The organism is Sphingomonas sp. CCH15-F11 (assembly GCF_001557005.1).
Classification (GTDB): domain Bacteria; phylum Pseudomonadota; class Alphaproteobacteria; order Sphingomonadales; family Sphingomonadaceae; genus Sphingomonas.
Genome location: NZ_LSKG01000149.1, coordinates 1 through 14,054, shown reverse-complemented (window position 1 = coordinate 14,054; position 14,054 = coordinate 1). Strand labels below are relative to the sequence as shown.

Genomic DNA, 14,054 nt, shown 5'->3' with positions numbered 1-14,054 from the left:
CGCCCCGCACCCGCCCGCGCCGCTACCTCTACGCCATCAGCGGCTATTGCGATGGCATCACGCTGGAACAATGGCAGCGCGATCACCCGCACGCCGATATCGCTGCCGTGCGCGCCATCATTACTCAGGTGGCGCGCGGTCTCTATGCGCTGCACCGGCGGCAGATCATCCACCGCGATCTGCGGCCCGCGAATGTGATGATCGATGGCGATGGCACCGCGATCATCATCGATCTGGGATCGGCCCGGATCGACGGGCTGGCCGAACACGCGCCGCAGGCGGGCGAGGATGCCTTTGCCGGAACCCTGCAATTTTCCGCGCCCGAACTGTATCGCGGCCTGCCGGCCAGCGAGCAGAGCGACCTCTATTCGCTCGCCGCGATGACCTATTATCTGCTGACCGGGCACCTGCCCTATGGCCCGCGTGCGGGCGCGGCTGATACCCTGTCGCGCCAGCGCCGCCTGCGGTATGTGCCGGTGGTGACTTATCGGGATGACGTGCCTGACTGGGTTGACGCCGCGCTTGCCCATGCGCTGCACGTGGAACCGCATCTGCGTTATCAGGAGGTCAGCGCCTTTGTGCATGATCTCAGCGTTCCCAACACCGTGCTGACCCACCCCCAGCCTGCCCCGCTGCTGATGCGCAATCCGGTGGTGCTGTGGCAGGTGGTCAGCGCAGGTCTGGCCGCAGCGCTTGTGATCGCGCTGATGCGCTGATCATGCTGCAATGCAAAAAGGAGGTTGTTAAGCCGATGCGACTCGGGTAGTTTCCAAACCGTCAGCGTTCCAACGGAGGAACGCGCCTGACCTTACTCTCTCCCCAAATCAACGTGGCAATGGCGCCGCCGGTCCCTTGGATGACCTGGCGGCTTTTTTGCGTGCGTTGTCGGCACAGGATCACAGCGCATGAACGCGATTTTTCCCTTCCCCGATACGTCCGGCAGCCGCGAAAAGCTGGTGGTGATCGGCAACGGCATGGCCGGGTGCCGCGCGGTTGAAGAAGTGCTGGCCCGCGCCCCCGGCCGGTTCGATATCACCATCATCGGCGCCGAACCGCGGGTCAATTACAACCGCATCATGCTGTCACCCGTGCTGGCGGGCGAAAAGGCGTTTGACGACATCATCATCAACGGCCCGCAATGGTATGCGGATAACGCCATCGCGCTCATCAGCGGCGATCCGGCAGAGCGGATCGACCGCGAAGCGCGCATGGTCGTCACCCGTTCGGGGCTTGCCCTGCCGTATGACACGCTGCTGATCGCTACCGGCTCTGATCCGTTCATCATCCCGGTGCCGGGGCATGATCTGGCCGGTGTGGTGACGTTCCGGGATCTGGACGATGTCGACCGCATGATCGCCGCTGCTGAGGTGGGCGCGGGTGAAGGCAGCAACGCTGCGGTGGTGATCGGCGGGGGCCTGTTGGGGCTGGAGGCAGCGCACGGGCTGGCCCTGCGCGGAATGCAGGTCACCGTGGTGCACCTGATGCCGACCCTGATGGAGCGCCAGCTGGATGAAGCCGCCGGATGGCTGCTGCGGCAGGAACTGGAACGCCGCGGGCACACCATCCTCACCAGCGCCAACACCAAGGCGATCCTTGGCGCGGCGGGCCGGGTCGCCGGCATCGTGCTGGAAGACGGCACCCGCATCCGCGCCGATCTTGTGGTGATGGCCGCCGGGATCAAGCCTGCGACTGCGCTGGCCAAAAGCGCCGGTCTCGCCTGCGAGCGCGGGATTGTGGTTGATGATCACATGCAAACGTCCGATCCAGCGATCCTTGCGGTGGGTGAATGCGTGCAGCATCGCGGGGCCTGCTACGGCCTCGTCGCGCCGATCTGGGAGATGTGCCGGGCGCTGGCCGATCACCTCACCGGCAGCGGTGGCGGAGGCGGGTATGAAGGCTCCGTCACCTCCACCAAGCTCAAGGTCTCGGGCATCGATGTGTTTTCGGCCGGCGATTTTTCGGGCGGTGAGGGGTGCGAGGATATCGTCATGCGTGACGCCGCGCACGGCATCTACAAGCGCCTTGTTATCCGCGATAACCGCCTGATCGGCGCGGTGCTTTACGGCGATACGGCCGACGGCAACTGGTATTTCGATCTGCTGCGCCGGCAAGAGGATATCGCCGCGATCCGCCAGTCGCTGATCTTCGGGCAGGCCTATGCCGCAGGCGGCGCGGGCGGCGATCCGCATGCTGCCGTGGCTGCGCTCGCCAATGATGCCGAGGTGTGCGGCTGCAACGGCGTGTCCAAGGGCGCCGTCATCTGCGCCATCAACGAAGGCGCGCACAGCGTTGCCGCCGTCAGGTCGACCTGCAAGGCTTCGGCCAGCTGCGGTTCGTGCACCAACATCGTCGAAAGCCTGCTCGCCCTGACCCTGGGCGCCGAGGTTGAGGCCGGGCCGAAAACCCTGTGCGGCTGCACCAGCTTCACCCACGATGATGTGCGCCGCCTGATCGTGGAACGCGAATTGAAGCTGATCCCGCAGGTCATGCAGGAACTGCACTGGAATACGCCCGAAGGCTGCGCATCATGCCGCCCGGCGCTCAATTACTACCTGCTGTGCGCCTGGCCGGGCGAATATGAGGATGACGAAACCAGCCGCTTCGTCAACGAAAGGCTTCACGCCAATATCCAGAAGGACGGCACTTATTCCGTCGTCCCGCGCATGTGGGGCGGCATCACGTCCCCGCGCGAATTGCGGGCGATCGCCGACGTGGTGGAGAAATACAACGCGCCGATGGTCAAGGTTACCGGCGGGCAGCGGCTCGATATCTTTGGTATCAGGAAGGAGGATCTGCCCGCCGTCTGGGCCGATCTCAATGCCGCAGGCATGGTCTCGGGCCATGCCTATGGCAAGGCGCTGCGGACGGTGAAGACCTGCGTGGGCAGCGAATGGTGCCGCTTCGGCACGCAGGATTCCACCGGGCTGGGCGTGAAGATCGAACAGGCCACCTGGGGCAGTTACATGCCGCACAAGTTCAAGATCGCGGTCAGCGGCTGCCCACGCAACTGCGCCGAAGCGACAATCAAGGACTTCGGCATCGTCTGCGTTGACAGCGGCTATGAACTCCACGTCGGCGGCAATGGCGGCATCAAGGTGCGCGTCACCGATCTTCTCTGCAAGGTCGAAACCGAGGTCGAGGCGATGGAGCACTGCCTCGCCTTCATCCAGCTTTACCGCGAAGACGCGCATTACCTTGAACGCACCGCGCCGTGGATTGAACGCAAGGGTCTGGAATGGCTGAAAGCGCAGCTGTTCACTGATCCAGACCGGATCGGCAGGCTCGCCGCGCGGTTCCGGCTTTCGCAGAAATACTGGCAGATCGATCCCTGGGCAGGCCGCGCCGCCGGAGCGCATCACGATCTGCACCAGCACCTTGCCGAAGTCCGCCCGCTTGCTCTGGAGAATGCACGATGAACAGCGATACCGTGGGCCAGTGGCTCGATATTGGCCCCGTTACCCAGATCAAGGCTGGCAGCGCCCGCACTCTGCCGGTGGCAGGGGGCGAGGAAATTGCGGTGTTCCTGACCAGCCGGGGCGAGTATTTCGCGCTGGTCAACAAATGCCCACACAAGCACGGCCCTCTCAGCGAGGGGATGGTGCACGGCGACAGCGTCACCTGCCCGCTGCACAACTGGCGCATCTCGCTGCGCACGGGCGAGGCGCTGGGCGATGATCGCGGCTGCACGCCTACCATCCCGCTGAAGGTCGATGGCGGGCGCCTGTTCCTGCTGCGCGAAGCGGTGCTGGCCCCGCGGCGGCAGGCCGCCGTGGGCGAACGCGCACTGGACACCGCCGCATGATCGCCCCGGGCGAGGTGTGGCTGGTGGGCGCAGGCCCGGGCGATCCCGAATTGCTGACGGTCAAGGCCGCGCGCCTGATCGCTGCTGCCAGCGTGGTGTTCTACGATGCGCTGGTCGGCCCCGGCGTGCTCGATCTGATCCCGCCGCACGTGCGCCGGGTGCCGGTGGGCAAGCGATCCGGCCGCCATTCCAAACCTCAGGAAGCGATTGACGCGCTGCTGGTCGCCGCCGCTTTGGAGGGTGAGCGGGTGGTGCGGCTAAAGGGCGGCGATCCTGCCATCTTCGGGCGCGCAGGAGAGGAGCTCTCCGCCTGCCGCGCCGCTGGCGTGCTGACGCGCATCTGTCCCGGCGTGACCGCCGCCAGCGCGGCTGCCGCCAGCCTTGGCACCTCGCTGACCTTGCGCGGGCTTGCCCGGCGGCTGACCTTCGTCACCGCCCATGCGCGTGGGACCGAACCGCTCGATCTGGACTGGAGCGTGCTGGCCGATCCTGCCGCGACCCTGGCGATCTACATGGGCAAGGCGGCAGCCCCGCTGGTCGCCCGCGAATTGCAGCGCGCTGGCCTTGCCGCCGATACGCCGGTGGCGATGGTCGAAAACGCCAGCCTGCCGGAAGAACGGATCTTCACCACCTGCCTCGAACTGCTGCCGCTCGCCGCAAGGACTGCGCTGGGGGATGGCCCGGCGTTGATTCTGGTGGGAGCCGCGATGTCGCTTGCGCACACAAATGTCGCGCAGGAAGCCCCAGGCGAAGGAGCCGTAGTCTGCGTTCCGGCAGAGCGCCTTGCGACAGGGCCTATTTCTCTCGCCGGAACACGCACCAGCTGAACTTCTGCGCATCGCCCCACGGGGTGACGTGTTCCTCGCGCCAGTTATCGAGCAGCGTGAACGCGCTTCCGAGTGCAGCGGCAAGGCTTGCCGCATCATGGCGCTGCACTGGCAGGCCGCTGCATTTTTCAGGCCCATCGGGCGCGAAGTTGGCGATGATGACGAGTGCATCGGGCGCAGTTCCGGCCAGCAGTGCGCGTCGATAGGCGTCCCGTTGCTCGGGCTCGGTCAGGAAATGGAATACGGCCCGGTCATGCCATACCCCGTAGCGATGCCGCGGGTTCCAGCGGGTTATGTCGCCGACCTCCCAGTGGACGCCCACTGCTGCCTCGCCTAGTCGGGCTTGCGCCGCCTCCAGCGCCGGGGCGGCTATATCGACCACGGTCACATCGCTCCACCCGTTTGCCAGCAAGGCATCGACGAGATTGGAGGCGCCCCCTCCGATGTCGACGAAAGGTGTCGTGTGAGGCACATCAAAGCGTGCAAGCGCGGCGAGCGAAGGGCGCGGTTCGCTCTGGAACCAGCTAACCTCGCTGGGTGCCTTGTCGGAATAGACCCGATCCCAGTGCTGCCGGGGTTCTTCTGTCATCGTGCGCCTTCCTTCATGAGCAATCGGTTTGCTATTTCGCTTGCAGCAACGGCCGCCAGCAGGCCCAGCAGAACCGAGGCGACCATCTGGCTCGACCAGTGTCCTCCGAGCACCACCCGGGCCGCCACTCCGGCAAAGATCAGAGCGAGCGCAAGGGCGCGCAGCCCATTCGCTGACCTGCCCGTTGCTGCCGCAAAGACAACCACTCCGAAGATGCTTCCATAGACGAGCCCGAAGGTGGAGGGCAGCCCGCTCGAACTGCTGGCGCTGGCCACCGCGACCAGATCCGCTGATGGTCGCCGCGCAAAGATAACAGCGCGCAAGCCCTTGTCGAGCAGCCAGGCGAGGCCGAAGGCAAGCGGCACAGAAAGCGCAGAGCGCCAGCCAGCTGCAAGCCATGCCAGCCCTGCCCCGAACCCCATAGTCGCAATCACCATTGGCGGCTTGGCTGTATCGGTGAGCCATTCAGCCCAACGCGGCGCATTACCAAACAGCGATTGCAATCTGCGTGTGGCCCCGACGTCGCCCGGCAATGGCCCCTGAACTGCGAGGCAGGCTCCGCCAACGGCAAGGGTCAGCAAAGCAAGGACCAAGAGCCGATTTGCAGAATGCCCAGTCACACAATCGCCGCCTGATACCGTGCCTCCACCACCTCCCAATCAAGGTTGGCCATGAAGGCATCGACATACTTCGCCGCTGCCGCCCCGTAGTCCATGTGAAAGCTGTGCTCATACATGTCGAGCGCGATCAGCGGCGCGCCGGTGGCTGCACCATGCATGTGATCGAAGGCCCAGTAATTGTGCAGCGACTTGGTGTGGCGGTTGTAGCTGAGGATGCACCAGCCCGATCCGCCCGCCAGTGACATTGCGGTGCGGCGGAATTCGGCTTCCCATGCGGCGAAGCTGCCGAACCAGCCATCGAGCGCCTCGTAGATCGAGCCGCCCGGATTGCCGTTACCGCCCAGCGCATCGAAGTAATATTCGTGCAGCACCACCGATCCGGTGCGGTGCAGTTCCTCGCGCTTCAGCCCGGCATAGGCAACCGGCGGAAAGTCGGGATCGGCCATGGCGGCAGCAAGGCGGGTCTCGATGGTGTTGAGCCCGCGCACTGAGCCCTGATAATTGTTCTCCCAGTGCGAGGTAATCAGCCGCTCGGACAGGCCGGTGAGCTTGGCCGGATTGAACCGCAGCGGCTTCGGCGTGTGCTTGCCGGCAAAGGCAGCGGCACGGGAAGCGGCTGCGGCAGGATCTTGCGCCGAAGCTGCGCTTGCCGTTCCTGCCAGCGCGATGCCCGTGGCCGAAAGGGCTGCTGTGCCGATGGCTTGCCTGCGTGTGATGATGCTCATGTCGTCCTCCTCAGATTGCCAAAACCAGAACCATGCCGCCCAGCGCGGCGGCCATCAGAACCCGCAGCACCGACCATTTCAGCCCGAACACCAGTGCGCAGGCGAGCGCTGCCAGCACGCCTGCGCGCCATTCGAAGCTCGCCGGGTCCGGCCAGTATAACCGCAGCGGACCGAATTGGCGCTGGCCCACCTCAGCAAACAGCACATGCAGCGCAAACCATGCGGTGAGGTTGGCGATGACGCCCACAACCGCCGCCGTCACTGCTGCGAGCCCGCCCTTCAACCGCACAGCGTTACCCAGTCGGTCGATCCACGGCGCGAAGGCAAAGATCCACATGAAGCACGGCGCGAACGTCACCCACGTGGTCAGCCCCGCCCCCAGCAATCCCGCGAGGAAAGGCGAGAACGGTTCCGGCGCACGGAAGGCCGCGAGGTAACCGACGAATTGCGTCACCAAGATCAGCGGCCCCGGCGTGGTTTCCGCAAGGCCAAGCCCATCGGCCATCTCACCGGGACGTAGCCACCCGAAGCCCTGCACCGCTTCCTGCGCCATGTAGGCGAGCACTGCATAAGCCCCGCCAAAGGTGACGATGGCGAGCTGCGAGAAGAATACGCCGATTTCCCACAGCACGTGATCCTGCCCCAGCGTCAGCGCAATCAGCACCATCGGCGCGGCCCAGACCGCTCCCCAAAGGGCAACCGAAATGATCGTGCTGCGCCATGGTCGTTCGGGCAAATCGCCAGCGGGTGCTGTGGGTTTCAGCGCCAACAGGGCAGGGCGCCACGCTGCGACCGCCATTCCAATCACCCCGGAACCCAGCACGATCAGCGGAAATGGCAGATCGAACAGGAAGAGTCCGACAAACGCGGCCACCGCCAGCGCACGCTTCAATCCCGTATCGAGCGCACGTCCGGCAATCCGCAACAAGGCCTGCACCACAATCGCAAGCACTGCTGCCTTTACGCCCAGAAACAGCGCCTCGACCCATGCGAGATTGGCGGCAATGGCATAGAGCACCGACAGCGCCAGAATGATGGCCGCGCCCGGAATGACAAACAGCAGCCCCGCGGCCAGCCCGCCGCGCCATCCATGCAGCCGCCACCCGATCCATGTGGCGAGCTGCTGCGCTTCGGGGCCGGGGAGCAGGTGGCAGAAATTGAGCGCGTGGAGGAAATCCTCCTCGGCCACCCATTTGCGCTCTTCCACCAATTCCCGGTGCATCAGCGCGATCTGCCCCGCAGGTCCGCCAAAGCTGAGCAGGCCGATGCGGGTGAACGCCCGCAGCAGATCGACAAAAGCGACGGAATGGGTGAGAGCCGATGACGCCAAGATGACCTCGCACAAAAGACCTTGCCAACAACGGCAAGGCTACGAGGCAACGCTTGGGCTTTTCTCGGCCTGAACGGGAGGTTGCTTCGCCCCGTCGCCGATGGTTTAGAATGCGGCGCAAGTCTCGGCAAGGTCGAAACGGAAATTCCGCTATCCACCCATCAACCGTCATGAGCGGAGCAGATGCGCGATCCCGAAAGCGGTATGGCGGCTTTGCCTCGCTTCTGGAAAAATCCTGCCGTTCTGCAACCGACCCCATTGTGGTCATAAGCGCCTTCGGCCAGAATGGCGCCATGAACGAGACTGAAATCTTGGAGAAGCTGCGTCGCCTTGAAGTGACTGACAGTCACTTGGAGCGATACTCGCTTGCACTGAAGCTTTCTGATACGAAAGACAAAAGAGTCTTTCAGCCTCTCGTGGAACTAATTCAGCGTCCGGAACTAGTGAACAATCGCGGAACCTTGGTATACTGTCTTCAAAATTACGATTGCTCTACAATAGTCGATTTATTGGTAGAACTCGCTGAATTCGGTAACTTCGAAGTCTCGGCGGGAGCGGAGATTATCTTGGATGAACAGCGCCTCCGTTGACGGCATTCTGATTACCGGAATCCACCCATGAGCGGTCATTTGGCAAGCTCACAACATCGCCGAAAAGCCGACATGGCGAGTGAACCGGCGTCTCTCCGAGACGTCTGCACCGGAAAACGGCTCCCGCAGGAGCCGCGGTCCGACAGGCCTGGTTAGTCGCGCGCCGAGGCGGCGGCATTTGTCGCCGACCGTGCGCGCGGCAAACAGGCCGCGAGCGGCGGGACCGAGAGCTGGCGGGGCTAACGGAAAGGCAAGGCCCGGGCGAAGCCCGAGCCGCTCAAAAAGCCCCGCTCTCTATGGCCGCAGCGCGTAAGCGCGGTGCGCGGCAAATTGCGTCAGCGATCGCCACCCGAAGGGCCGAGACCCCTCAGGGGCTCGGTGAAGCCACGGGCGCACTGAGCCCCGCGAAGATGGGGCCCAAGCGCACGAGGCGGAATAGAGCGCGGTCCCGGCCAGAGGTCGGGAGACGTCACCGGCTGCTTATCACATCGGAGCACAGGTAGGCGTGAACCAAGGTCTGCTTCTATGACAGCGGGCTTCCGTATCCGGTGGGAGATAACTCAATCACTCCGCCTTCCAGAGCGTCAATTCCTAGCCAGAGGTCCGTCGTGCCGCTGCGGCCTCCTCATCTGAGGGACGCTTTTCGCCAGCATCTATGCGCGCCTTGGCAGCTTCCCAGATGGCGGGTATTTCAGCGAATGCCGCTTCGCCTGCTTCCCAGTAGTATTGAAAGAATGCCTGGATCAGCGGCAGCCGGACCGAGTAAAGGTCATCGGTTGCAAAGCCAATGTCGAACCGGATTATGGGCGCGAATGGGTAGCTTCGGTTGGTGGGTTCGATTTCGGGGTTGGTCGTGAAGGCGAGCGACTTCTCGATGACCTTCGCTCGCAAGGCCTCATAGATCGGTTCAATGCCCTCGTCCCATTCAACGTCTTCGACAGCCTCGGTCAGGATTCGGCGTGTTTCGTGCCGTGAGGTCCAAGCCGTCTCGGGAAGGCGGCGGATGATCGCTATAATCGCTCGACGCTGTGCCGCTATCACGGTTTGCGAGAAGTCGCGCCAGTCGTCCCAGATGGCGTCGTCGTCGTAGACGTCGTTTTAGGCTGACCTGAAATAATCTGCGAGCGCTTGTCGGACGATTTCGGATTGATCTACCCGCTGGGACTGGGCCGCAGCCTTCAGATGGTGCTCGAGCTGTTCATCGAGAGCTACCTCAAAGAGTGCCATTGCATCATGCTCCTCAGTTGCAATGTGCGGGATTATTGCGCTTTTTTGTTTCAGCGCAATGCGTCGTGTTGTTCGGTCCACGCACCTTGGCGATCAGGTCGACTGTGCATTCACCCAGCACGCTTGACAGCTCGTGTTCTTATAATGTTCTAACGCAGCCATGAGCAGCAAACGTCTCGACACCCTCGCCGATCTGGTTCGCCACGGCCTCAACGCGCAGGTAGAATGTCTCGGATGCCACCGCGTTGTGATCGTGCCAGCGGCCACGCTCCGAGACCGATGCTTTGCCAAATCCATCCCGATGAAGCTGGAGATCGTCGCGCGGCATTTGCGCTGCAGTTGCGGTCACCGCGGGACGAAGCTGGACGCCACCGGTGTCCAGCTGTCGCCCCCCTGAAAGGGCTCGGGCGACGCCTGCGCGCCGCCCCTCCCGGTCAGAGAAACTCGACGTTCTCGGCGATGATCTCGCAGCCATAGCGGTCATTGCCTTCGGCGTCCTGCCAGCGCGAGTAGTGGATGCGGCCCGTCACGGCGAGTTGGTCACCCTTGGCCTTGTGCTGGCGCAGCGGGAGCCCGAGGCCATTGAAGACGGTGACCTTGTGGAATTCTGCATCCTTGACCGGGTAGCCGGTTCCCGGATCCTTCTGGACCTTGCCGTCGCGGATGACCGGACGCTCGGTCACGAGGATCAGTTCGGTGATGCGGGTGTCGCTGCGGTCGCGGGCAACGGGATCCTTGGCGAGACGGCCGACGAGGTTGACGATGTTCATTGCATGAGCCTCCTTGGTGCCGACGGCTCGTCCGCCGGTGCCCTTATCGAGCCTCGGCGAGAGAGCTGGGACACCGCGCGCTGCGGCGCGCGGGAAACCTCAGAAAGCGAGATGGTGCGGGCAGCCCGGCTTGCCGGGCAACACGGCTCGCATTTCTGCAGGTTGGCCCTAAGCTCGACCAGAGAGGCAGGGGCACTGGGCGGCGGACGTGCTGTTGGCACAGGAGCTTATCGCACGCCTGGACATCGACCTCGCCGCGTCTCGGCTCGCAGGAGCTTGCTGTCGACGGTGATGATCGCAGGATCGATCGCCCGTCCTCACCGATTTTAGGGAGCGAATAGACTCTTTGTGGCTGTCGTCCGGAAGACCCGATTTTGGCTACCTGGGGTGCCGATCCCCGAAGTTGCCGCCATACTGGCCTTGATGCGGGGTCAGACATGGCTCCAAGGGGGCTGCCTGTCTCTGCGTTGCGGCAATCAATCGCGATCGACGGCAGCGGCGCCCCAGGCTGCGATGGCATCGATGGTCTTTGCCGTGAACCGCGGTGGGAGTCGTCCGGCAATGTACCCGGGCTGCTTCATCAGGGGTCTGATGTCGAACCCGGGCCAGGTGAACCGGTTGAATTCCGAAACGACAATGGCGCTGCCCGGAGCGAGCCCGGCTGCGCGTGCGATCTCATCGGGGATTGCGACAGCGTTCTTGCGCCCCTCGCCCTTGGTCGTGATCGCCGCGACCAGGTAGCGTGACCCTTCCACACCAACGACGACGACAAAGCGTTCCTTGACGCCTTCGTCGCGGCCCCGTCTCTGCTCTTCCTCGAAGAGATAGACGTATCGGAGGATATGGCCTGCGGCGGGGCGGTCAGTCTTCCCAGCGGTCATTGGCGAGTTCACTGGCCGAAGGCCGTGCATTAGCGAAAGCCTTGCGATCGGCTTCGGTCATGTCGGACGAAGCGACAGCTTCGATATTCATGTGGCCGGCGATCACACCGCGTGCTGCCTGTTCAAGATGGCGGAAATATTCGCTATCTGCGATGACATGTCGCTCGCGCCCATGGCTGGTGAGGACGACCGGCTGTTTGGTTGCGAGATCAAGGAACTCGCCGGTGTTGTTGTGAAACCGGGTCAGGGGAATCCTGGGGTGCTCATTCGCCGTCGCTGGCATGGTGGTATCTCCTCTTGGCACCAAAATAGCAATTATTGCCAAAATAGCAAGATTTCTGTGGCGACGCTTGCCGCGCTAGCCGTCCACCTCTGCCGCCAGCAGCTCAGGCAACAAGGGGACGAGGCCCGCATCAATCGCAAAGCCCAGTGTCCGTGCGAGGCGGCAGGCTCGCGCGATTGACCCGTCTGGAACATCTAGCGCCGTTTCAATGTGCCCAAGGGTTTCACCAGCGCATGGCTCACAGACCGCGTGAAGCTTGCCCGGCTCTGCGGTGATAGCAAACGGCCAGGTCATCGCGACACCGACAACCCTCTCATCGAGGATGAGCAGCGTATCCCCAGCAGCAATAGTCTCGTCGGTCTGCACGGCGTCGTAGGCATTGCCCGTCGAGGCGAAGGCATGGATTCGCCAGGCGCTGAAGGCGAAGCGCTCGCTGTCGGTCAGCATGGCACGGCCCCTTCGGAAAAGGCGCGCTGTGCCGCTTCCGGAAAGGCTGCGGTGAGGTTGCGATGGATCGGCCCGGAGGATTCTGGAAAGAATGCCCCGGTGGTGCTCGGCCGTGTGATCCGCAGCGCGCTTGCGACGGCATCCACGACGAAACTCACAAGCTGATCGCTGGCCGTCAGCTTGCTAAATTCAGGCGGTGCGAACCCGGCCTGATGCCAGAAGGCGATGCCGATCTCGAGGGTCTCGAGATAGCTGGCATGGCTGCCATCGTCCTGGTCGTCGTCGATGCGCGCCTCGACCGTCCGGTAGGTTCCGAAGTCATGGGCGTTGGCCTTGATCCGCAAGGTGATGCCGGCAGGCGGGAAGCCAGCTACCGCGATCAGCGCAGCCCTGTAGAGCATGGCTTCGGCAGTATTCACGAGGTCGAAGTTTAGGGTGTGGCCGATCTGCGCGCAGTCTTCGTTCCACGGAGCCCCGCCAAGATCGAGAGTCCAGTTTGTCTGTGCCATTCAAGCCTCCTTTGCTCGAACGGCACCTCCCCCTTCCCTCTTGTGGGCCGAGTTCCTTCAGCAGTTCTGCCAAGCCCGACAGCAGCGGGCAAAAGAAAAGGCCCGCCCGCGACAAATGCGCGGACGGGCCTTCCCGATGTGACCGGCGCGGGTCGCGGCACCGGTCACGGGGGGCTTGTCCCGGTCAGGCGTCGACGCTCACGCGCGTCTTGCCCTTGGGTGCCGGAGCGGTGCTTTCGCCCAGACCGTCGCCGGTGGCAGCGGCGCTGTCAACGCTGCGGTCGCTGGCCGGTTCGTCGCCGGTGGCGGTGAGCGGCGGCAGGGCGCCTTCGCTCTCGCTGCCGAAGCCGTCGAGCGACGCCTTGGGCTTCGAACGCCGCCAGGCGACATTGAAGCTGCCGTCGTTCTGCTGGAACATGGCGACCGGGATCGGCGCCGAGAGGCTGGGATCGTCGATCTGGCCCGACAGGAAGCATTCACCGGTCTCGTTCGACGAGTATTCCCACAGCGCGCCGATCTTGACCCAGCTGCGGCGGTCCGCCGAGAGCGCCATAAGGTCGAACTTGGGTGCGCGCTCATTGCTGGATTCGAAGGCCCGCAGAGCAACCGTTGCGCTGAAGGTCAGGGTGGTGATGCGGCCGATGTGAACGCCTTCTGCGTTGGCCTTGAGGGTGCCGATGTTCATGTCACATTCTCCTGATGCTGTCCGAACCCCTTGTCCGGAACACCTTCTCCCATCCCCCCTCTCCTCCGGGCCCGTGGCCCGGCCCGTGCGCCAGCCACCGCAGGCGCGCGTCATCCTGTCCAGCCCAGAGGGCTGAGGAGCCTCGATGTGTGGTTTGGAGATGAACCGGCCCTGCTTCGAGCCATGCGCGGTCCGTGCCGACCTAAGCTTCCGGCTCGGTGTCCTTGATCTGGCTGACACGCGCCATGAAAGCCTTGGCTTCGAGCTGATTGGGTCCGTCGCGCGTGGCGAGGCATGCCATCCTGTCGATCTCTAGCTGTGCGGCAAGACTTGCCTCGATCTGGCAGTAGGGTTCGAGTACGCGGATTGCGTCAACCGCGCGGGGCAGCTCGCCGAAGGCAGTGCCGACCCACACGAGTTCGGTCTCCTCCCCGTCCTCGTCAGGCGCGCTCAGAACCTGCGCAAAGTATGTCTGCAAGGGGCGGTCCCAGCCAACATAGGCACTTGCCGCCGCAACCCCGTCACGAAGCGGTACTTTGTGTCTGCTCATGCGCTTTTTACCTCCCCATCAGGTTTTGGGCGGCTGCCGGGTGACGCAGCGATATGCCTGTCCCTCACAATGATCAGTAGTCCGCAGGCCGCATCAGCGTGACGACGCGCCGTGTCATCGCTGGATTGGCCGGATCCTCTGACCCGAACGCCAGTTCGGTGTCGTAATAGATCCTATGCAGGCCGGATCGGCTATGCCGTTGTTCCGTCAAACCCCACG

The 14,054-nt window shown here is 63.7% G+C and carries 19 protein-coding genes; 5 read left to right on the top strand and 14 right to left on the bottom strand.

Annotated elements, in window-relative coordinates:
• The 4 genes from AX709_RS19430 to cobA form a co-directional block, all read left to right on the top strand.
• Positions 1–716, top strand: a 716-nt coding sequence (locus tag AX709_RS19430; protein ID WP_156454278.1) for a serine/threonine-protein kinase, incomplete at its 5' end; no start/stop codon positions are given.
• A 189-nt stretch (positions 717–905) separates the two neighbouring features.
• Positions 906–3,416 carry a nitrite reductase large subunit NirB gene (nirB, locus tag AX709_RS19435; RefSeq protein ID WP_066550225.1) on the top strand — a complete coding sequence of 837 codons (2,511 nt, stop codon included), beginning with the start codon at positions 906–908 and terminating at the stop codon, positions 3,414–3,416.
• Positions 3,413–3,802 carry a nitrite reductase small subunit NirD gene (nirD, locus tag AX709_RS19440; RefSeq protein ID WP_066550229.1) on the top strand — a complete coding sequence of 130 codons (390 nt, stop codon included), beginning with the start codon at positions 3,413–3,415 and terminating at the stop codon, positions 3,800–3,802. Before nirB ends, nirD begins: the two co-directional genes overlap by 4 nt.
• Positions 3,799–4,629, top strand: coding sequence for a uroporphyrinogen-III C-methyltransferase (gene cobA, locus AX709_RS19445; protein ID WP_066550231.1), 831 nt, complete (start codon positions 3,799–3,801; stop codon positions 4,627–4,629). Before nirD ends, cobA begins: the two co-directional genes overlap by 4 nt.
• On the opposite strand, the gene AX709_RS19450 is transcribed toward cobA, so the two are convergent.
• The 4 genes from AX709_RS19450 to chrA all read right to left on the bottom strand — a co-directional run bounded on the left by AX709_RS19450 (position 4,598) and on the right by chrA (position 7,893).
• Positions 4,598–5,218, bottom strand: coding sequence for a methyltransferase domain-containing protein (locus tag AX709_RS19450; protein WP_066550233.1), 621 nt, complete (start codon positions 5,216–5,218; stop codon positions 4,598–4,600). The genes cobA and AX709_RS19450 overlap by 32 nt on opposite strands.
• Positions 5,215–5,721 (bottom strand): hypothetical protein, encoded by a 507-nt coding sequence (locus tag AX709_RS19455; RefSeq protein WP_155647053.1) that lies wholly within the window; start codon positions 5,719–5,721, stop codon positions 5,215–5,217. The genes AX709_RS19450 and AX709_RS19455 overlap by 4 nt, the downstream gene beginning before the upstream one ends.
• 113 nt (positions 5,722–5,834) lie before the next feature.
• Positions 5,835–6,563: a superoxide dismutase gene (locus AX709_RS19460; RefSeq protein ID WP_066550237.1), complete on the bottom strand. Its 729-nt coding sequence runs from the start codon at positions 6,561–6,563 to the stop codon at positions 5,835–5,837.
• A gap of 10 nt (positions 6,564–6,573) precedes the next feature.
• Positions 6,574–7,893 carry a chromate efflux transporter gene (gene chrA / locus AX709_RS19465; RefSeq protein WP_066550240.1) on the bottom strand — a complete coding sequence of 440 codons (1,320 nt, stop codon included), beginning with the start codon at positions 7,891–7,893 and terminating at the stop codon, positions 6,574–6,576.
• A 170-nt stretch (positions 7,894–8,063) separates the two neighbouring features.
• Between chrA and AX709_RS19470 the strand changes: the two genes are divergently transcribed.
• Positions 8,064–8,483, top strand: coding sequence for a hypothetical protein (locus AX709_RS19470; RefSeq protein WP_156454279.1), 420 nt, complete (start codon positions 8,064–8,066; stop codon positions 8,481–8,483).
• 591 nt (positions 8,484–9,074) lie between these two features.
• Here AX709_RS19470 and AX709_RS19475 read toward each other — a convergent pair.
• The 10 genes from AX709_RS19475 to AX709_RS19515 form a co-directional block, all read right to left on the bottom strand.
• Complete coding sequence (locus tag AX709_RS19475) at positions 9,075–9,524, bottom strand: hypothetical protein (protein WP_066284737.1); 450 nt, start codon at positions 9,522–9,524, stop codon at positions 9,075–9,077.
• 57 nt (positions 9,525–9,581) lie between these two features.
• A complete protein-coding gene (locus AX709_RS19695) occupies positions 9,582–9,710 on the bottom strand; it encodes a ribbon-helix-helix domain-containing protein (RefSeq protein ID WP_155647659.1) in 129 nt (42 codons plus the stop codon).
• A gap of 434 nt (positions 9,711–10,144) precedes the next feature.
• On the bottom strand, positions 10,145–10,480 hold the full coding sequence (locus AX709_RS19480; protein WP_058456876.1) for a single-stranded DNA-binding protein: 336 nt from the start codon (positions 10,478–10,480) through the stop codon (positions 10,145–10,147).
• A 476-nt stretch (positions 10,481–10,956) separates the two neighbouring features.
• A complete protein-coding gene (locus AX709_RS19485) occupies positions 10,957–11,361 on the bottom strand; it encodes a hypothetical protein (RefSeq protein WP_058456875.1) in 405 nt (134 codons plus the stop codon).
• Positions 11,342–11,644 (bottom strand): hypothetical protein, encoded by a 303-nt coding sequence (locus AX709_RS19490; protein ID WP_058456874.1) that lies wholly within the window; start codon positions 11,642–11,644, stop codon positions 11,342–11,344. The genes AX709_RS19485 and AX709_RS19490 overlap by 20 nt, the downstream gene beginning before the upstream one ends.
• A 75-nt stretch (positions 11,645–11,719) precedes the next feature.
• Positions 11,720–12,091, bottom strand: coding sequence for a hypothetical protein (locus AX709_RS19495; RefSeq protein WP_058456873.1), 372 nt, complete (start codon positions 12,089–12,091; stop codon positions 11,720–11,722).
• Positions 12,085–12,600, bottom strand: a complete 516-nt coding sequence (locus AX709_RS19500; RefSeq protein ID WP_058456872.1) for a hypothetical protein — start codon at positions 12,598–12,600, stop codon at positions 12,085–12,087. The genes AX709_RS19495 and AX709_RS19500 overlap by 7 nt, the downstream gene beginning before the upstream one ends.
• Before the next feature lie 184 nt (positions 12,601–12,784).
• On the bottom strand, positions 12,785–13,285 hold the full coding sequence (locus AX709_RS19505) for a DUF736 domain-containing protein (protein ID WP_058456871.1): 501 nt from the start codon (positions 13,283–13,285) through the stop codon (positions 12,785–12,787).
• Between the two features lie 202 nt (positions 13,286–13,487).
• Positions 13,488–13,835, bottom strand: a complete 348-nt coding sequence (locus AX709_RS19510; RefSeq protein WP_058456870.1) for a hypothetical protein — start codon at positions 13,833–13,835, stop codon at positions 13,488–13,490.
• Positions 13,836–13,908: 73 nt separating this feature from the next.
• Positions 13,909–14,046, bottom strand: coding sequence for a DUF3768 domain-containing protein (locus AX709_RS19515; protein WP_155645944.1), 138 nt, complete (start codon positions 14,044–14,046; stop codon positions 13,909–13,911).
• Positions 14,047–14,054 lie beyond the last annotated feature (8 nt).